Genomic DNA, 18,669 nt, shown 5'->3' with positions numbered 1-18,669 from the left:
ATGAGCGCAAAAGTCTGGCTGGTGGGTGCGGGTCCCGGCGATGCGGAATTGCTGACCCTCAAGGCGGTTCGCGCGTTGCGCGAAGCGGACGTGGTGTTGATCGACGATCTGGTCAATCCTGCGGTACTGGAGCATTGTCCAAATGCGCGAATTATTCCCGTGGGCAAGCGCGGCGGCTGTCGCTCCACGCCTCAAGCCTTCATTCATCGCCTGATGCTGCGTTATACCCGCCACGGCAAATGCGTGGTGCGACTCAAGGGTGGCGATCCGTGCATCTTCGGGCGCGGCGGTGAAGAGGCGCAGTGGTTACGTGAACGAGGGGTCGAGGTTGAATTGGTCAATGGCATCACCGCTGGCCTTGCCGGCGCGACCCAATGTGATATTCCGCTGACGCTGCGGGGCGTCGCCCGTGGCGTGACACTGGTCACGGCGCACACTCAGGATGACAGTAGCCTGAACTGGCAGGCCCTGGCTCAAGGCGGCACCACGTTGGTGATCTACATGGGCGTGGCAAAACTCAGTGAAATCCGCGAGCAACTGCTGGCCGGAGGAATGGCAGCCGATACACCCGTGGCAATGATCGAAAACGCTTCGCTGCCGCACCAACGGGAATGCCGGAGCGACCTGACAGCAATGGAAGAGGATGCCCTCAGCTTTCAGTTGAAGAGCCCGGCGATCCTGGTGATCGGTGCCGTGGCAGCCCGTACAACTTCATCTCTGTGGGAGCGCGACTTGCCCGCGATGGTGGCCGACCAATCAGCCTGAACCCTACCTATTACTCCCCCTTCACCAAATCGCAGACAAAGAAAAGCCCGGCCTAAGCCGGGCTTTTCTTGAGCTGCGAGCTAATTACTTAGCTTGAGCTTCAACCTTCGCTTCTACGCGACGGTTTACAGCGCGACCAGCTTCAGTGGCGTTGTCAGCAACTGGGCGGGATTCGCCGTAGCCAACAGACTGAACGCGGGACGACTGAACACCGTACTGGTTGGTCAGAACTTGCTTAACGGCGTTTGCACGACGCTCGGACAGTTTCTGGTTGTAAGCGTCAGGACCGACGGAGTCAGTGTGACCTTCAACAACAGTAGTGGTGGATGGGTACTGCTTCATGAAGTCAGCCAGGTTTTTGATGTCGCCGTAGCTGTTAGGCTTGACTACCGACTTGTTGAAGTCGAATTTCACGTCCAGCTCAACACGGACAACTTCAGCAACTGCCGGGCAGCCATCAGCGTCAACAGTTACGTTGGCTGGGGTGTCCGGGCACTTGTCAACGTTGTCGCAAACGCCATCGTTGTCGCTGTCGGAGCACACTTCAGCGGGTGCTGGAACTGGAGCAGCAGCAGGCTTGGAGCCGCCACCGAAGTTCACACCGATACCGACGCTTGGAGCCCACTCGGTGTCGCCCTGGTCGATGTTGTACTGAGCTTCAACGCCGGCACGGGCGTAGAAGTTCTCGGTGAAGTACAGCTTGGCACCGCCGCCAACGTTGGCGAAAGTGGAGCGGTTACGACCCGAACCGTTCTGGCCAATGCTCTGGTCCGAGAAACCGGCAGAAACGTATGGACGGATCATGTCGCCTGGGTTGTTGAAGTGGTACAGAGCGTCCAGAGCGGTATCAGCGCCCTTTACGTTGCGACCATCATCTGCACGTACGTTGTGTACTTCGTCGTAGGCCAGACGCAGTTCTACGTCGTCGGTCAGGAAGTAACCAACCGAGCCGCCGAACAGGTTGCCGTTGTTCTTGAAGTTACGATCGCTGTCGTACTGTTCTTTCTTGGCGAAGCCTTCGATTTCAACTGCGCCTTGGCCTTGTGCCAGCGCGCCGAACGAAGTAGCGGCAATAAGAGAACCAATGGCCAAGCCCAAGGTGTTTTTCAGTTTCATCCGTTAAATCCCCATCTGGTGATTGTGAAGCAGTCCCGCAAACCGGGGGACAACTCGGCGGCAAGTCTATCAGAACTTGCCTACACGTAAGAGATATTTGCGCCAAACTAAGTTTCGGCAATGCCTGCAAATTTCTCACGCAATTTGTCTAGAGCGCGTTTGTACCGCATTTTTGTTGCACTCAAACCCATGTGCATGATGTCTGCGATCTCCTGAAACTCCAGCTCTGCGACAAAACGTAGCACCAGAATTTCACGGTCAATCGGGTTCACATACACCAGCCAGCGATCAAGTCCGCCCTTCTCCTCGGGTTTCGGCGCCTTTTCTTCAGACGCTTCCTCGAGGGGGTCCAGACTCAAAGCGTCCATCAAGCGACGCTTACGCCGTTCCTTCCGATACTGAGTGATGCACTCGTTGTACGTGATGCTGTAGAGCCACGTTTTGAACTTCGATTTGCCCTCGAAGTTCTTCAGGCCGTACAGCACCTTCAACATCACTTCCTGACAGACATCGTCTGCATCACGATCGTTCCCCAGATATCGTGCACAAACGTTAAATAATGTTCGCTGGTAACGCCGCATCAGTTCTTCATAGGCGCGCGTTACGTGAAACAGCTCGGAGTGCGAGCGCGCGACCAACTCCTCATCAGAGAGCTCGCGGGGGTCGTAGCGCGTGGAGAGCGATTGAGCTTTATTCAAAACAAGTCGGGCCGACAGTCAGGTCAATGTCCGCCGCTGCCCTTCAGGGCAATTTGCGGCGGCATACATTAGCAGGATTTGCCGGGTTAGCGGCTACTCACATGCTGCTCCAGGAGAATCCGATTCGAGAGAGAGACTAGCTCACCCTCGTCGGTCAGCACCGTGGTTTTCACCGTGCCGATCTCTTCGATCTGCCCTTCGACCTCGCCAACACGCACTTGTTGCCCAACCTGATACAACTCACGCACATAGATTCCCGCAAGAATCTGACCGGCAATTTCCCGGCTTCCCAACCCCATGGCCAGCGCAACCGCCAGACCAACGGTAATCAAGACGATCACAATCACGTGGTTGAGCAGGTCTGTCTTGACCTCCAACTGGCTGATCGCAACCGAAATACTGATGATGATCACCAGGCCCTGGGCAATCCGCCCCAGGCCCGCGGCGTAATCCAGCCCTACACCTTCTGCCGCGCCACGCACCAGCCCATTGGCCAGTTGCGCCAGCAAGACACCTACCAACAGCACCAGCGCCGCGCCGAATACTTTCGGAACATACAGCGCCAGCATGTCCAGCGTAGCCGAAACTCGTTCAAGTCCAAGGGATTCTGCGGCAGAAACGAGAAAAATCAGCAGGACGAACCAATAGACGATTTTGCCGATCAGCGTCGAAATAGGCACCTGGAGGCCGGCGCGGGACAGCAATTTGGTCAGTCCGGTGCCACCCATCAGGCGATCAAGGCCCAATTTGGCGAGCAATTTGGAGAGCAGCGTGTCCAGCAGCTTGGCCACGACAAAACCCAGCAGCAGCACAACCAGTGCGCCAAACAGGTTCGGAATGAAGTTCGCAACTTTGGTCCACAACGCAGTCATTGCAGTGACGAGGCTCTGAGTCCAGAGATCAAGTTCCATATTCAATCAGCCTTATCAGCAGTGCGAGCGGTAGGTTTACGCAGACGAGAAACCGGCGAGACATGGGCCGATCCGTTATTCAGGGCAATCATCAGCGCGGGCAGCCAACGGCCCAGCAGGCTGAACAGATCACCGGCACCGACCTGGCGGTTGGCGGTTTTAAGCACACGCCCCAGGCAGGCATCGTCGTCACGGCTGGACGGCGATGCCTTGAGCATGTCACGCAAAGACTGTTCAAACGGATCGTGCATACGCACCTCTCGTGATATCTGTCAAAGACGCGGTTAGATTTGGTCGGGTCACATGGCTCATCGTCAGACCCAGCGTAAACGTCGGAATAACCACCACTGCCCCAGCGCTACCAAGATCATCAACAGGCAGGCGATCAGGAAGCCGTAGGGGCTGGCAGAGAACGGAATACCGCCGACGTTGATACCCAAAAGACCGGTCAGAAAACTCATCGGCAAAAAGATCCCGGTGATGATCCCGAAGCGGTACATCGTGCGGTTCATGCGCACGCTCAAACGCCGGTCTTCAGCCTCCAGGACCAGCCCCACGCGCTCCCGGGTCAACTCCAGCTCCTCGAGATACCGGGTCAGGCTGTTGTTCAATTCGTTCCAGTAATCGCCATCGTCTTCGCAGAACCACGGCAGTTTTATCCGCGTCAGCTGACCGAAAATATCCCGCTGCGGCGCCAGAAAACGCTTCAGTCCAGCGGCTCTGCGGCGGATGTGCAAAATGGCGCCATGTTCGGGAGTATACCGTTCGTCGGCATCGAGCTTTTCTTCCTCTTCATCGACCACCTCGGAGAGGCAAGCGACCAGATCCTGCACCTTGTTGGTCAGGTATTGCGCCATATAGAGGATCAGTTCGGAAGCGGTTCTTGGCCCTTTGCCTTCGGCCAGTTGCACCAGCAACTCATCGGTGGCGCGCAACGGCCGCAGCCGCAGGGAGATCACCCGCTGGGCCGAACCGAAGATCCGCACCGAGACCATGTCTTCCGGCTCCGCGCCCGGGTTCAGGTTGACTCCACGCAAAAACAGCAGCAGTTCAGAGTCCGGCAGCGGCAAAAGACGCGGTCGGGTGTTCTCTTCCAGCAACAAATCGCAACTAAACTCACTCAGCCCGCTGGATTTGCGCAGCCAAGTCTGGGTTTGCGGGTGACTGCGATCCCAGTGCAACCACAGGCTTTCGTGGGCCTGCAGCTGCAAGTCATCGAGTTCAGTCCGGGCTATCGAACGCGCACCGCCTTTACCGTCCAGCACCAGGGCATGCACCAGCCCCCACTGCGCGTTTTCTTCCTCGAACATCCTCACCCCTATTCTTGAAACAAAAAGCCAGCAGCGCTTATTCAGGCATTTTCAGCGGGCTTGGCGAGACGATCACGCCGTTGTTGTCCGCATAAACATAGTGGCCCGGGTGAAAGGTCACGCCCGCGAAGGTCACGGCAACGTTGAGATCGCCAACACCGCGCCTGTCGGTTTTCATCGGGTGACTGGCCAGGGCCTGAACCCCCAGATCAGTTTGCGCGATGACGTCGACGTCGCGGATGCAACCGTAGATCACCAGCCCCTCCCAACCGTTGTTCGCGGCTTTCTCGGCCAGCATGTCGCCCAACAGCGCGCGGCGCAGGGAACCGCCACCGTCGACCACCAGTACCTTGCCGTTGCCCTTGAGCTCGACTTGCTCCTTGACCCGCGAGTTGTCTTCGAAACATTTGATGGTCACGATTTCGCCGCCGAAAGAATCACGGCCGCCGAAATTGCTGAACATCGGTTCCAGCACCTGCACCAGCTCCGGATAGGCGTCGCACAGGTCAGGCGTGAGGTAATGGTTCATCGAGAAACTCCTGTAACAAGGAAGACAATCGAGTATGCAGCATACTCGGGCCAAGGCTGGACGGTTGCAAATCGCTCCGTTCGCACGAACATAGCGACCGCATCAATCACTCAAAGTGACCAGAACCACTCAATGCGTCACATATTAGCCGCAAGCCGACCAGAGAGAAATGCCCTTGTTAGAGCATCAGGCTCAAATCGCTGTGGCCAAATCCGGCTTTTCACCCAGTAAAGGCGTCTGTTGATCCGCCAGCCAGCGAGCCACCAACGGCCAGACTTCAGCCTGCGCAGCCTTGCTGACCAACATTTCCACGTGACCGAAATTATCGCCAAAGCCTTGCTCGCGGCCAAGGGTGATGAACTGCTTGTGCTCGGAGCCGACTTGATCGAACAGCTTATGGCAAGCCCAGGTCGGGTCCTGATGATCGCCCGCGGCGCTCACCGCCAGCACCGGCAATTGCACCTCGGCCAACCCCGCCCACCAGTCTTTGTCGGCATCGCCGAAGCGGCCGAACAGCCCGTACCAACGCATGCTTTCCAGGGCCAGGCCTATCGGCTCGTCCTCCGGGCCGCGCTTAAGCCGAGAGCCCGACAGTTGGGCAAAACGCTTGAGAATGAAGCGCCCGCTCCACTCCACCGGTGGAAACTTCAACGGCCAGTAAGTACGGCTGACTTGCGTGCCGAAAAACGCCGCGGAAGCCACGGCGGGCTCGCCCAGGTACTGACCGCCCAATGCCGCGGCCAGGGTAATGCCCCCCAGGGAATGACCGATCCAGTGCGGGATCTGGCCGCTCTGTTCGCGCACGAACGCACCAATGGCCGGCAAATCGTAACGCGCATAGTCGGCAACGCGGTTCTGGCGATAGTTCTGGTTGCGCTGAGACAGGCCGTGACCGCGCATTTCCGGAATCCACACATCGAATCCCAGACGCGTCAGGTAAGCGCCCAGGCCCAAACCTTTGGGAGAAAACCAGAACCGCCGATTGGAAAAGCTGCCGTGCAGCAGAATCACCGGCACGCCACGCACCGCCGGCTCATCGGCCAGGCCCAGGCGTGTCACAGCCAGCTCAACGGTGCCGTCGGGGCTGTTGCCGGGTTTCAAACGATAGACGTCTTCGCTCAGATCGCCGCGCCGCTCGGCGCTGATCAGGGCGACAGGAAATAGGTTGCTGCTACTTTGCATATGCTCTTGCACAAAAAAGGGCGGCATCCAGAGGAGCCCGCCCTACTTGAATCTCTGAAAGGGCCGATCACAGATCGGCCCTTTCACTCACACCATCAGGCCGAAGCCTGACCTTCAGCCAGGAAGAACCAGGTTTCCAGTACGGAATCGGGGTTCAGCGAAACGCTTTCGATGCCCTGCTCCATCAGCCACTTCGCCAGGTCCGGGTGGTCCGAAGGGCCCTGACCGCAGATGCCGATGTACTTGCCGGCCTTGTTGCACGCGGCAATGGCGTTGCCCAGCAGTTTCTTGACCGCAGGATTTCGCTCGTCAAACAGGTGCGCAATGATCCCGGAGTCACGGTCCAGGCCCAGGGTGAGCTGGGTCAGGTCGTTGGAGCCGATGGAGAAACCGTCGAAGAACTCGAGGAACTCTTCAGCAAGGATCGCGTTGGACGGCAGCTCGCACATCATGATCACGCGCAGACCGTTGTCGCCACGGGCCAGACCGTTTTCAGCCAGCAGATCGACCACCTGGCTCGCTTCGCCCAGGGTACGGACGAACGGCACCATGATCTCAACGTTGGTCAGGCCCATCTCGTTACGCACGCGCTTGAGGGCGCGGCATTCGAGCTCGAAGCAGTCACGGAACGATTCGCTGATGTAACGCGAAGCGCCACGGAAGCCCAGCATCGGGTTTTCTTCTTCCGGCTCGTAGAGTTTGCCGCCGATCAGGTTCGCGTATTCGTTGGACTTGAAGTCCGACAGACGCACGATGACCTTTTTCGGCCAGAACGCTGCCGCCAGGGTGCTGATGCCTTCGACCAGTTTGTCGACATAGAAGCCGACCGGGTCGTTGTAACCGGCAATGCGCTTGTCGACGCTGTCCTTGATTTCCTGCGGCAGGCCGCCGTAGTTCAACAACGCCTTGGGGTGCACCCCGATCATGCGGTTGATGATGAACTCCAGACGGGCCAGGCCCACACCGGCGTTCGGCAGTTGCGCGAAGTCGAAGGCGCGGTCCGGGTTGCCGACGTTCATCATGATCTTGAACGGCAGCTCCGGCATGGCATCCACGGAGTTTTTCTTGATGTCGAAGCCCAGTTCGCCTTCGAAGATGTAACCGGTGTCGCCTTCAGCGCAGGAAACGGTCACGCCCTGGCCGTCTTTCAACAGCTGGGTAGCGTTGCCGCAACCGACCACGGCCGGGATGCCCAGCTCGCGAGCGATGATCGCCGCGTGGCAGGTACGGCCGCCACGGTTGGTGACGATGGCGCTGGCGCGCTTCATGACCGGTTCCCAATCCGGGTCGGTCATGTCGGAAACCAGCACGTCGCCCGGCTGGACTTTGTCCATCTCGGACACGTCCTTGATGATCCGCACCTTGCCGGCGCCGATGCGCTGGCCGATGGCGCGACCTTCCACCAGCACGGTGCCGGTCTCTTTCAACAGGTAACGTTCCATGACGTTGGCCTGGGTGCGGCTCTTCACGGTTTCCGGACGGGCCTGCACGATGTAAAGCTTGCCGTCATCGCCGTCTTTGGCCCATTCGATGTCCATCGGGCACTTGTAGTGCTTCTCGATGATCATCGCCTGCTTGGCCAGTTCGCTGACTTCGGCGTCGGTCAGGCAGAAACGTGCGCGATCAGCCTTGTCCACGTCGACGGTCTTGACCGATTTACCAGCCTTGGCTTCGTCGCCGTAGATCATCTTGATGGCTTTGCTGCCCAGGTTGCGACGCAGGATGGCCGGGCGACCGGCTTCCAGCGTGCCTTTGTGGACGTAGAACTCATCCGGGTTCACCGCGCCTTGTACGACGGTTTCACCCAGGCCGTAGGCGCCGGTGATGAACACCACGTCACGGAAGCCCGATTCGGTATCGAGGGTGAACATCACGCCGGCGGTGCCGGTTTCGGAGCGGACCATGCGCTGCACGCCAGCCGACAGGGCCACCAGCTTGTGGTCGAAGCCCTGGTGGACGCGGTAGGAAATGGCGCGGTCGTTGAACAGGGAGGCGAACACCTCTTTGGCGGCGCGAATGACGTTTTCGACACCACGGATGTTCAGGAAGGTTTCCTGCTGACCGGCGAAGGAAGCGTCCGGCAGGTCTTCGGCGGTAGCGGAAGAGCGCACGGCCACGGCCATGTCAGGGTTGCCGGCCGACAGCGTGGCGAACGCGGTGCGGATCTCGGCGTTGAGCTTCTCGGGGAACTCGGCTTCCATGATCCATTGACGGATCTGGGCGCCGGTCTTGGCCAAGGCGTTTACATCATCGACGTCCAGGGCGTCGAGGGCGGCATGGATCTGATCGTTCAGGCCGCTCAGTTCCAGAAAATCACGATAAGCCTGAGCTGTCGTGGCAAAGCCACCTGGCACCGATACACCGGCGCCTGCAAGGTTACTGATCATCTCGCCCAGGGATGCGTTCTTGCCCCCCACATGCTCTACATCATGGACGCCGAGCTTATCGAGGGAAACTACGTACTCTACCAAGGTGATCTCTCCACTAACTGTGTTGGAAAAGCTCAGAAGCCGGCGACTCGGGGGAGCCTTTGCCGGCTGTATGGCCTGGACCTGGAAAATAAGTGAGAATGCGGGCCATTGCCGGCCGACAAATCGCGCCTACTATATCCAAGAATCGTCACTAGCTTAAGGCCCAAGGTGCAAATGAAACGATCTGCTTTCTTTATCTCCGATGGCACCGGCATTACCGCCGAAACCCTCGGCCAAAGCCTGCTGGCGCAGTTCGAAAACATTACCTTCAGCAAAATCATACGACCGTACATCGACGACGCTGATAAAGCGCGGGCAATGGTACAACAAATCAACAAAGCCGCCGAAAACGATGGTTTTCGTCCGATTATTTTCGACACCATTGTCAATCAGGACATTCGTGAGATTCTCGCAACGTCGAATGGTTTCATGATCGACATTTTCTCGACCTTCCTGGCGCCCCTTGAACAGGAGCTGACCGAGCATTCTTCCTACACCGTCGGCAAATCCCACTCCATCGGCCATAACTCCAATTACATGGAGCGCATCGAGGCGGTGAACTTCGCCCTCGACAATGACGATGGCGCCCGCACGCACTATTACGACAAAGCTGACCTGATACTAGTAGGCGTGTCGCGATGCGGCAAAACACCGACGTGTTTGTACATGGCCATGCAATTCGGCATCCGCGCAGCCAACTACCCGCTGACCGAAGACGACATGGAGCGCCTGCAACTGCCGACTGCCCTGCGCGCCCATCATCACAAGCTGTTCGGCCTGACCATCGACCCGGACCGCCTCACCGCAATCCGTAACGAACGCAAACCCAACAGCCGTTATTCGAGCTACGCGCAGTGTGAATTCGAAGTGCGCGAGGTGGAGAATCTGTTTCGTCGCGAGAACATTCCCCACATCAACTCCACGCATTTCTCGGTGGAAGAAATTTCGGCGAAGATTCTGGTGGAGAAAGGGGTGGAGCGGCGGTTCAAGTAGCGTCCCGGCGCCTGCTCCACCGCCTTCGCGGTCCGCTAGATCACAAACAAATCCACAAACCGGTTAACCGGCGTTGCCTCCAGCGCTGTCTGGTCCTTGCACAGCGCAAAGATCTCATTGCTTCGCTGAGCCGTGAAGCGCGTGGCCAGGTTGGCCTTGAACTTGTCTTCCAGCAACGGAATGCCATCAGCACGGCGCCGGCGATGACCAATCGGGTACTCCACCACCACGTTATCGGTGCTGGAACCATCCTTGAAGAACACCTGCAGCGCATTGGCGATAGAGCGTTTGTCCGGCTCCAGGTACTCGCGAGTGAAACGCGGGTCTTCAACGATGACCATTTTGTCGCGCAGCACATCGATAATCGGATGCACGGCGTGGAAGTCGTCTTCGTACTGCTCGGCCACCAGATTGCCGAACACCAGGGGCACGGCGGTCATGTACTGGAGGCAGTGATCGCGGTCCGCGGCGTTGGCCAGCGGGCCGACCTTGGAGATGATGCGGATCGCTGATTCGTGGGTGGTGATAACGATCCTGTCGATTTCATGCAGGCGATTCCTGACCAATGGATGCAGGGTGACGGCGGCCTCGCAGGCCGTTTGCGCGTGGAACTCGGCGGGAAAGCTGATCTTGAACAGCACGTTTTCCATCACATAGCTGCCGAACGGCCGGGAAAAACTGAAAGCGCGCTTGCCTTCAGGCTTGAGCCCCAGGTCGTTGTTAGTGTGGCTGAACAGTACATCGTAGAAACCCCATTGCTTGGCGGTCAGGACGCCGGGGATGCCCATCTCACCACGCATCGCAATGTCCGCCAGACGCACGCCCCGACTGGTCGCGTCTCCGGCCGCCCAGGATTTACGCGATCCGGCGTTCGGCGCATGCCGGTAAGTGCGCAGCGCCTGACCGTCGGCAAAGGCATGGGACAACGCCGACAGCAGTTGCTCGCGATTGGCGCCCATGAGTTTGGCAGTGACGGCGGTCGAGGCGACTTTCACCAAAATCACGTGATCGAGACCGACGCGGTTGAACGAATTTTCCAGGGCGATCACGCCTTGAATCTCGTGCGCCATGATCATGGCTTCCAGCACGGCGCGAATGGTCAACGGGGCGTCGCCATTGGCCAGGCGCTTTTGCGACAGGTGGTCGGCCACCGCGAGAATGCCGCCGAGGTTATCGGACGGATGGCCCCATTCGGCGGCGAGCCAGGTGTCGTTGTAATCGAGCCAGCGGACGATGCAACCGATGTCCCAAGCGGCCTTGACCGGGTCGAGACGATAGCTGGTGCCGGGCACGCGGGCGCCGAAGGGAACGACAGTGCCTTCGACGATAGGGCCCAGGTGTTTGGTGCATTCGGGGAAACGCAGCGCCAGCAAGCCGCAGCCGAGGGTGTCCATCAGGCAATTGCGGGCAGTATCAAGCGCCTCGGGCGACTGGATGTTGAAATTGAGGACGTAGTCGGCGATGTCCTGCAGAACCGTGTCGTAGTCGGGGCGGGTGTTCAGGTCGACGTTGGCGCTCATGTTCGATTCACTCTTGAAGTGGTTCGTTGATGGGACCTCGGTTCAGGGTAGTCTCAGTCGGTACAACACTCTTGTTTTGGAAATGCATCACCTGTGGGAGCGGCGCTTCCACAGGGATTTGTGTATGCCTGGATTGAGGTTAGAAACAATCCCCCGGCACACGGACATAACCTTCCATCAACACCCGCGCACTGCGGCTCATGATGGCTTTTTTCACCGTCCACTCACCGTTGACCTGAGCGGCCTCGGCGCCCACGCGCAAGGTGCCGGACGGATGGCCGAAGCGCACGGCGTTGCGTTCGATACCGCCCGCTGCCAGATTGACCAAGGTGCCGGAAATCGCCGCCGCCGTGCCGATGGCTACCGCCGCCGTGCCCATCATGGCGTGGTGCAGCTTGCCCATGGACAACGCGCGCACCAGCAGGTCGATGTCGGTGGCTGCGATTTTCTTGCCGCTGGACGCAATGTAATCCGCAGGTGGGGCGACGAACGCGACCTTCGGCGTGTGCTGGCGCTTGGCGGCTTCATCCAGGTGTTCAATCAGCCCCATGCGCAGCGCACCGTAAGCGCGGATGGTTTCGAACATTGCCAAAGCCTCCAGGTCACTGTTGATCGCGCCCTGCAGCTCGGTGCCGGTGTAGCCGATGTCTTCGGCGTTGATGAATATGGTCGGGATGCCAGCATTGATCAGGGTAGCCTTGAGCGTGCCGACACCTGGCACTTCAAGGTCGTCCACCAGATTGCCGGTGGGGAACATCGAGCCACCGCCGCCCTCTTCTTCCGCCGCCGGATCCATGAATTCGAGCTGCACTTCGGCGGCCGGAAAGGTCACGCCGTCGAGTTCGAAATCACCGGTTTCCTGCACCTCGCCATTGGTGATCGGGACATGAGCGATGATGGTCTTGCCGATGTTGGCCTGCCATATGCGCACCACCGCCACACCGTTGTGCGGAATGCGGCTGGCATCCACCAGGCCATTGCTGATGGCGAACGAACCAACCGCCGCCGACAGGTTGCCGCAGTTGCCGCTCCAGTCGACGAAAGGTTTGTCGATGGCGACCTGACCGAACAAGTAATCGACGTCATGATCGGCCTTGATGCTTTTCGACAGGATCACGGTTTTGCTGGTGCTGGACGTCGCGCCGCCCATGCCGTCGATTTGCTTCTCGTACGGATCGGGGCTGCCGATCACGCGCAGCAACAAGGCATCGCGGGCGTTGCCTGGCATCTGCGCCGCTTCGGGTAAATCCTTGAGGCTGAAGAACACGCCTTTGCTGGTGCCGCCGCGCATGTAGGTGGCAGGGATTTTTATCTGAGATGCGTGAGCCATATTGATCCTGTATGGCCAGCGCGGGACCTGAAATCCCGCGCGGCTCGTCGTGTTAAACGGCAACCGCCGACTCTTCGAGGAAGTCCTGAGCGAAACGCTGCAACACGCCGCCGGCCTCGTAGATCGACACTTCTTCGGCGGTGTCGAGGCGGCAGGTCACCGGCACTTCGACGCGTTCACCGTTCTTGCGGTTGATCACCAGCGTCAGCGTCGCGCGCGGGGTGCGATCGCCGATCACGTCATAGGTTTCGCTGCCATCTATCCCTAAGGTTTTACGATTGGTGCCCGGCAGGAACTCCAACGGCAACACGCCCATGCCCACCAGGTTGGTGCGGTGAATGCGCTCGAAACCTTCGGCGGCAATCGCTTCCACTCCCGCCAGACGCACGCCTTTGGCCGCCCAGTCCCGGGACGAACCCTGGCCATAGTCGGCGCCGGCAATGATGATCAGCGGCTGCTTGCGTTCCATGTAGGTCTCGATCGCTTCCCACATGCGCATCACTTTGCCTTCCGGCTCCACACGGGCAAGAGAACCCTGCTTGACCTTGCCGTTTTCCTGCACCATTTCATTGAACAGTTTCGGGTTGGCGAAGGTTGCGCGCTGCGCGGTCAGGTGGTCGCCGCGGTGCGTGGCGTAGGAGTTGAAGTCCTCTTCCGGCAGGCCCATTTTCGCCAGGTACTCACCCGCTGCGCTGTCGAGCATGATCGCGTTCGAAGGCGACAGGTGATCGGTGGTGATGTTGTCCGGCAGCACCGCCAGCGGGCGCATGCCCTTGAGCGGACGCGCGCCGGCCAGCGCGCCTTCCCAGTACGGCGGACGACGGATGTAGGTGCTCATCTCGCGCCAGTCGTACAGCGGCGTGACTTTCGGGCCGGTGTCTTCGTGGATGGCGAACATCGGAATGTACACTTGGCGGAACTGCTCCGGCTTGACCGAGGCCTTGACCACCGCGTCGATTTCTTCGTCGCTCGGCCAGATGTCTTTCAGGCGGATTTCCTTGCCATCCACCACGCCCAGTACATCTTTTTCGATGTCGAAACGGATGGTGCCGGCGATGGCATAAGCCACCACCAATGGCGGCGATGCGAGGAACGCCTGCTTGGCGTACGGGTGAATCCGCCCGTCGAAGTTGCGGTTGCCGGAGAGTACGGCGGTGGCGTACAGGTCGCGGTCGATGATCTCTTGCTGGATCACCGGATCCAGCGCACCAGACATGCCATTGCAGGTGGTGCAGGCGAAGGCCACGACGCCGAAGCCGAGTTGCTCCAGCTCTTTGGTCAGGCCAGCTTCATCCAGATACAGCGCCACGGTTTTCGAACCGGGTGCCAAGGACGACTTGACCCATGGCTTGCGGGTCAGCCCAAGCTTGTTGGCATTGCGCGCCAGCAGGCCGGCGGCGATAACGTTGCGCGGGTTGCTGGTGTTGGTGCAGCTGGTGATGGCGGCGATGATCACTGCGCCGTCCGGCATCTGGCCAGGCACGTCTTCCCACTGGCCGGAGATACCTTTGGCAGCCAGATCCGAGGTCGCAACACGCGCATGCGGGTTGCTCGGGCCGGCCATGTTGCGCACCACCGAGGACAGATCGAAGCTCAACCCGCGCTCGTATTGCGCGCCTTTGAGGCTATCGGCCCACAGGCCGGTCTGTTTGGCGTAGTTCTCGACCAGTTGCACTTGCTTGTCTTCACGACCGGTGAGTTTCAGGTAGTCAATGGTCTGCTGGTCGATGTAGAACATTGCCGCAGTGGCGCCGTATTCCGGGGCCATGTTGGAAATGGTCGCGCGGTCGCCGAGGGTCAGGTTTGACGCACCTTCACCAAAGAACTCCAGCCACGCGCCGACGACTTTCTGTTTGCGCAGGTATTCGGTCAGCGCCAGCACCATGTCGGTGGCGGTGATGCCCGGTTGCAGCTTGCCGGTAAGCTCGACGCCAACGCTTTCCGGCAGACGCATCCACGATGCGCGGCCGAGCATCACGCTTTCCGCTTCCAGGCCGCCAACGCCAATGGCGATCACACCCAGCGCATCGACGTGTGGCGTGTGACTGTCAGTACCCACGCAGGTATCGGGGAAAGCCACGCCGTCGCGCACCTGGATCACCGGCGACATTTTCTCCAGGTTGATCTGGTGCATGATCCCGTTGCCCGGCGGGATCACGTCGACGTTCTTGAAGGCTTTCTTGGTCCAGTTGATGAAGTGGAAACGGTCTTCGTTGCGACGGTCTTCGATGGCGCGGTTCTTTTCGAACGCCTCGGGATCGAAGCCGCCGGACTCGACGGCCAGCGAGTGATCGACGATCAATTGCGTTGGCACCACCGGGTTCACTTGCGCCGGGTCGCCGCCTTGCAGGGCGATGGCATCGCGCAAGCCGGCAAGGTCCACCAGGGCGGTCTGGCCGAGAATGTCGTGGCACACCACGCGGGCCGGAAACCATGGGAAGTCGAGGTCGCGTTTGCGCTCGATCAGTTGTTTCAGGGAATCGGTGAGCGTGGCCGGGTCGCAGCGACGCACGAGGTTTTCCGCCAGCACGCGGGAGGTGTACGGCAGGGTGTCGTAGGCGCCTGGCGCAATGGCATCGACCGCCGCACGGACGTCGAAATAATCCAGAGAGCTGCCGGGTAGCGGTTTGCGGAATTCAGTATTCATCGTCAGGACTCGGTCACGGTAATTTCAATAGGTGGGCGCCGGGCACCGGGCTGAACCCCGACCTGCAGGGTTCCCGGTTCCTTCAGTAACCAGTACCGGCGCCCTCCCCGGTCAGCGTTGTGCGATTGGCACGAACTTGCGCTGTTCGACGCCGACGTACTCGGCGCTCGGGCGGATGATGCGGTTGTTGGCACGTTGTTCGAACACATGCGCCGCCCAGCCGGTCAGGCGTGAGCAGACGAAGATCGGTGTGAACAACTTGGTCGGGATGCCCATGAAGTGGTACGTCGAGGCGTGGTAGAAGTCGGCGTTCGGGAACAATTTCTTCTGTTCCCACATGGTTGCGTCGATGGCTTCTGAAACCGGGAACAACACCGTGTCGCCCACTTCGTCGGCGAGTTTTTTCGACCAGCCCTTGATCACCTCATTGCGCGGATCGTTGTCTTTATAGATCGCGTGGCCGAAGCCCATGATCTTGTCCTTGCGTGCCAGCATGTCGAGGGTGCCCTCGACCGCCTCTTCCGGCGAGCTGAAGCGCTCGATCATTTCCATCGCCGCTTCGTTGGCCCCGCCGTGCAGCGGGCCGCGCAGGGAACCGATGGCAGCCGTGATGCAGGAATACAGATCCGACAGCGTCGAGGCACACACCCGGGCGGTGAATGTCGAGGCGTTGAATTCATGCTCCGCGTAGAGGATCAGCGAAACGTTCATCACCTTGACGTGCAACTCGCTCGGCTTCTTGTCGTGCAACAGGTGCAGGAAATGGCCGCCGATGCAGGCTTCGTCGGTCACGCAGTTGATGCGCTTGCCGTCGTGGCTGAAGCGATACCAGTAGCACATGATCGCCGGGAACGCGGCCAGCAGGCGGTCGGTTTTGTCGTGCTGCTCGGAGAAGTCTTTCTCCGGCTCGATGTTGCCCAAAAACGAGCAACCGGTGCGCATCACGTCCATCGGATGGGCGTCGGCGGGGATGCGCTCCAGCACTTCCTTCAACGTCTGCGGCAGGTCGCGCAGCTTGCTCAGCTTCTGGGTGTAGGCCGCGAGTTGTGCCTTGGTCGGCAGTTCGCCGTACAGCAGCAGGTAAGCCACTTCTTCGAACTGTGCGTCAGCCGCCAGTTCGCGCACGTCGTAGCCGCGATAGGTCAGGCCGGCACCCGACTGGCCCACGGTGGACAGTGCGGTTTGCCCGGCCACCTGGCCACGGAGCCCGGCGCCACTGAGTACTTTTGCTTCGGCCATTGCTGTCTCCAGTTTTTGAATTTGTTAGGGAATCTGCAACTTCTATACGGTTATCTTATTTTCGTAGCAGCTGCCGAGCCTGCGAGGCTGCGTTCGGCTGCGCAGCAGTCGTAAACCCTGCATACGCGGTGTATCTGAAAGACCGAACTGCCTGGCTTGGCGAGCCCTTCGGTCTCGAACGCAGCCTCGCAAGCTCGGCAGCTGCTACAGGGCTTTCATTACTTCTTCGCCGCAAACAACGCATCGAGCTTCTGCTCGAAGGTGTGGTAATCGATGCGATCGTAAAGCTCCATGCGCGTCTGCATGGTGTCGATGACGTTCTGTTGCGTGCCGTCGCGGCGGATCGCGGTGTAGACGTTTTCGGCAGCCTTGTTCATCGCGCGGAACGCCGACAGCGGGTACAACACCAGCGACACATCGGCACCGGCAAGCTGCTCGGTGGTGTACAGCGGGGTCGCGCCGAACTCGGTGATGTTGGCCAGGATCGGCGCTTTCACGCGGCTGGCGAACAGTTTGTACATCTCAAGTTCAGTGATCGCTTCCGGAAAGATCATGTCGGCACCGGCCTCGATGCACGCGGCGGCGCGATCCAGCGCAGATTCCAGACCTTCCACCGCCAGGGCGTCGGTGCGGGCCATGATCACGAAGCTGTCGTCGGTGCGGGCATCGACGGCCGCCTTGATGCGGTCGACCATTTCCTGCTGCGAAACGATCTCTTTATTAGGACGATGACCGCAGCGCTTGGCGCCGACCTGGTCTTCGATGTGAATCGCCGCCGCGCCGAACTTGATCATCGACTTCACGGTACGGGCGACATTGAACGCGGAGGAACCGAAACCGGTGTCGACGTCCACCAGCAGCGGCAGGTCGCAAACGTCGGTGATGCGGCGCACATCGGTCAGCACGTCATCCAGGCCGGTAATGCCCAGGTCCGGCACGCCGAGGGAGCCGGCAGCCACCCCGCCCCCCGACAGGTAGATAGCCTTGAAACCGGCGCGCTTGGCCAACAGCGCGTGGTTGGCGTTGATCGTGCCGACCACTTGCAGCGGATGCTCGCTGGCGACCGCATCGCGGAAACGCTGGCCTGGAGTGCTCTTGTTGGAACTCATGACTCACCTCGTTCAGTGGCTGTCGGGTTAGCGCCGTCCTGGTAGTGACGGGCGATATTGCGTTTGGAGGCGCCGATGTGACGGCGCATCAACAACTCGGCCAGTTCACCGTCACGGTCGGCAATGGCGTCGAGAATGCGGTGGTGTTCGGCAAACGCCTGGCGTGGCCGATTGGGCGTGGTGGAAAACTGGATGCGGTACATGCGCACCAGTTGGTACAGCTCGCCGCAGAGCATCTGGGTCAGGGTGCGGTTGCCGCTGCCCTGGATGATCCGGTAATGAAAGTCGAAATCGCCTTCCTGCTGGTAATAGCCGACGCCTGCCTGAAACGCCGCATCGCGCTCGTGGGTTTCCAGCACCCGGCGCAGCTCGTCGATTTCTTCAACGGTCATGCGCTCGGCCGCCAGACGGCAGGCCATGCCTTCCAGGGATTCGCGGATTTCGTAGAGTTCCAGCAATTCGGCGTGACTCAACGACACCACCCGCGCCCCGACGTGCGGCACGCGAACCAGCAGGCGCTGGCCTTCCAGGCGGTGGATCGCCTCGCGCAACGGCCCCCGGCTGATGCCGTAGGTGCGCGCCAGCTCCGGCTCGGAGATCTTGCTGCCCGGGGCGATCTCACCCTTGACGATGGCCGCCTGAATGCGTCGAAAGACGTTTTCGGAAAGTGTTTCCGAGTCGTCCTGAACCGTGACCGGGGGATCGAGTTGATCCAGCATATTGTCGACACCTTTAAAAGCAATGCCGCAAAAACTAGCGAATAAGGCCGGTTACGTCAAAGGATAAATAGACATTGTCGACAATCGTCTAATAACCGCTTGCACCATAACGAAGCAGCACCCCCGGTTA

The 18,669-nt window shown here is 59.7% G+C and carries 16 protein-coding genes; 2 read left to right on the top strand and 14 right to left on the bottom strand.

The window, feature by feature from the left end:
- Window positions 1-765 (top strand): uroporphyrinogen-III C-methyltransferase, encoded by a 765-nt coding sequence (gene cobA / locus PSH69_RS09240; RefSeq protein ID WP_305411729.1) that lies wholly within the window; start codon window positions 1-3, stop codon window positions 763-765.
- Window positions 766-849: 84 nt separating this feature from the next.
- Here cobA and PSH69_RS09235 read toward each other — a convergent pair whose 3' ends face one another.
- The 8 genes from PSH69_RS09235 to ppsA all read right to left on the bottom strand — a co-directional run bounded on the left by PSH69_RS09235 (window position 850) and on the right by ppsA (window position 8,982).
- Entirely contained in the window at window positions 850-1,881 is a 1,032-nt protein-coding gene (locus PSH69_RS09235) for an OmpA family protein (RefSeq protein WP_305411728.1), read from the bottom strand.
- A gap of 107 nt (window positions 1,882-1,988) precedes the next feature.
- Entirely contained in the window at window positions 1,989-2,579 is a 591-nt protein-coding gene (gene sigX, locus PSH69_RS09230) for an RNA polymerase sigma factor SigX (protein ID WP_026331741.1), read from the bottom strand.
- Window positions 2,580-2,665: 86 nt separating this feature from the next.
- Window positions 2,666-3,490, bottom strand: a complete 825-nt coding sequence (locus PSH69_RS09225) for a mechanosensitive ion channel domain-containing protein (protein ID WP_007940637.1) — start codon at window positions 3,488-3,490, stop codon at window positions 2,666-2,668.
- Window positions 3,491-3,492: 2 nt separating this feature from the next.
- A complete protein-coding gene (locus tag PSH69_RS09220) occupies window positions 3,493-3,741 on the bottom strand; it encodes a hypothetical protein (RefSeq protein WP_008006975.1) in 249 nt (82 codons plus the stop codon).
- A 63-nt stretch (window positions 3,742-3,804) separates the two neighbouring features.
- Window positions 3,805-4,800, bottom strand: a complete 996-nt coding sequence (locus tag PSH69_RS09215) for a zinc transporter ZntB (RefSeq protein WP_019579752.1) — start codon at window positions 4,798-4,800, stop codon at window positions 3,805-3,807.
- Window positions 4,801-4,837: 37 nt separating this feature from the next.
- Window positions 4,838-5,329: a ribonuclease E activity regulator RraA gene (gene rraA, locus PSH69_RS09210; protein WP_019579751.1), complete on the bottom strand. Its 492-nt coding sequence runs from the start codon at window positions 5,327-5,329 to the stop codon at window positions 4,838-4,840.
- A gap of 192 nt (window positions 5,330-5,521) precedes the next feature.
- Entirely contained in the window at window positions 5,522-6,511 is a 990-nt protein-coding gene (locus tag PSH69_RS09205) for an alpha/beta fold hydrolase (protein WP_096479812.1), read from the bottom strand.
- A 95-nt stretch (window positions 6,512-6,606) separates the two neighbouring features.
- Entirely contained in the window at window positions 6,607-8,982 is a 2,376-nt protein-coding gene (gene ppsA, locus PSH69_RS09200; protein ID WP_111454668.1) for a phosphoenolpyruvate synthase, read from the bottom strand.
- A 174-nt stretch (window positions 8,983-9,156) separates the two neighbouring features.
- On the opposite strand from ppsA, the gene PSH69_RS09195 reads away from it, so the two are divergent.
- A complete protein-coding gene (locus tag PSH69_RS09195; protein WP_018925255.1) occupies window positions 9,157-9,975 on the top strand; it encodes a pyruvate, water dikinase regulatory protein in 819 nt (272 codons plus the stop codon).
- 35 nt (window positions 9,976-10,010) lie between these two features.
- Here the strand turns inward: PSH69_RS09195 and prpD are convergent, their stop codons facing one another.
- From prpD to PSH69_RS09165, 6 genes are all read right to left on the bottom strand, one after another.
- Window positions 10,011-11,495: a 2-methylcitrate dehydratase gene (gene prpD / locus PSH69_RS09190; protein WP_305411727.1), complete on the bottom strand. Its 1,485-nt coding sequence runs from the start codon at window positions 11,493-11,495 to the stop codon at window positions 10,011-10,013.
- A gap of 139 nt (window positions 11,496-11,634) precedes the next feature.
- Window positions 11,635-12,825 (bottom strand): 2-methylaconitate cis-trans isomerase PrpF, encoded by a 1,191-nt coding sequence (gene prpF, locus PSH69_RS09185; RefSeq protein ID WP_305411726.1) that lies wholly within the window; start codon window positions 12,823-12,825, stop codon window positions 11,635-11,637.
- A 52-nt stretch (window positions 12,826-12,877) separates the two neighbouring features.
- Window positions 12,878-15,472, bottom strand: a complete 2,595-nt coding sequence (acnD, locus tag PSH69_RS09180; RefSeq protein WP_305411725.1) for a Fe/S-dependent 2-methylisocitrate dehydratase AcnD — start codon at window positions 15,470-15,472, stop codon at window positions 12,878-12,880.
- Between the two features lie 111 nt (window positions 15,473-15,583).
- Window positions 15,584-16,711 (bottom strand): 2-methylcitrate synthase, encoded by a 1,128-nt coding sequence (gene prpC, locus PSH69_RS09175; protein ID WP_305411724.1) that lies wholly within the window; start codon window positions 16,709-16,711, stop codon window positions 15,584-15,586.
- A 218-nt stretch (window positions 16,712-16,929) separates the two neighbouring features.
- A complete protein-coding gene (gene prpB / locus PSH69_RS09170; RefSeq protein WP_018925250.1) occupies window positions 16,930-17,820 on the bottom strand; it encodes a methylisocitrate lyase in 891 nt (296 codons plus the stop codon).
- Complete coding sequence (locus tag PSH69_RS09165) at window positions 17,817-18,539, bottom strand: GntR family transcriptional regulator (protein ID WP_007902102.1); 723 nt, start codon at window positions 18,537-18,539, stop codon at window positions 17,817-17,819. The genes prpB and PSH69_RS09165 overlap by 4 nt, the downstream gene beginning before the upstream one ends.
- Window positions 18,540-18,669 lie beyond the last annotated feature (130 nt).

This window comes from Pseudomonas sp. FP1740 (assembly GCF_030687165.1).
GTDB lineage: Bacteria > Pseudomonadota > Gammaproteobacteria > Pseudomonadales > Pseudomonadaceae > Aquipseudomonas.
The sequence above is the reverse complement of the archived record's forward strand: the minus strand, read 5'-3'. Positions and strand labels throughout refer to the sequence as shown.

Coding starts and splice junctions, on each gene's coding strand:
- prpF (WP_305411726.1), bottom strand. CDS start 12,825: ATGGCTCACGCATCTCAGATAAAAATCCCTGCCACCTACATGCGCGGC.
- PSH69_RS09165 (WP_007902102.1), bottom strand. CDS start 18,539: ATGCTGGATCAACTCGATCCCCCGGTCACGGTTCAGGACGACTCGGAA.
- prpB (WP_018925250.1), bottom strand. CDS start 17,820: ATGAGTTCCAACAAGAGCACTCCAGGCCAGCGTTTCCGCGATGCGGTC.
- PSH69_RS09215 (WP_019579752.1), bottom strand. CDS start 4,800: ATGTTCGAGGAAGAAAACGCGCAGTGGGGGCTGGTGCATGCCCTGGTG.
- PSH69_RS09205 (WP_096479812.1), bottom strand. CDS start 6,511: ATGCAAAGTAGCAGCAACCTATTTCCTGTCGCCCTGATCAGCGCCGAG.
- acnD (WP_305411725.1), bottom strand. CDS start 15,472: ATGAATACTGAATTCCGCAAACCGCTACCCGGCAGCTCTCTGGATTAT.
- prpD (WP_305411727.1), bottom strand. CDS start 11,495: ATGAGCGCCAACGTCGACCTGAACACCCGCCCCGACTACGACACGGTT.
- prpC (WP_305411724.1), bottom strand. CDS start 16,711: ATGGCCGAAGCAAAAGTACTCAGTGGCGCCGGGCTCCGTGGCCAGGTG.
- PSH69_RS09195 (WP_018925255.1), top strand. CDS start 9,157: ATGAAACGATCTGCTTTCTTTATCTCCGATGGCACCGGCATTACCGCC.
- rraA (WP_019579751.1), bottom strand. CDS start 5,329: ATGAACCATTACCTCACGCCTGACCTGTGCGACGCCTATCCGGAGCTG.
- PSH69_RS09225 (WP_007940637.1), bottom strand. CDS start 3,490: ATGGAACTTGATCTCTGGACTCAGAGCCTCGTCACTGCAATGACTGCG.
- PSH69_RS09220 (WP_008006975.1), bottom strand. CDS start 3,741: ATGCACGATCCGTTTGAACAGTCTTTGCGTGACATGCTCAAGGCATCG.
- PSH69_RS09235 (WP_305411728.1), bottom strand. CDS start 1,881: ATGAAACTGAAAAACACCTTGGGCTTGGCCATTGGTTCTCTTATTGCC.
- cobA (WP_305411729.1), top strand. CDS start 1: ATGAGCGCAAAAGTCTGGCTGGTGGGTGCGGGTCCCGGCGATGCGGAA.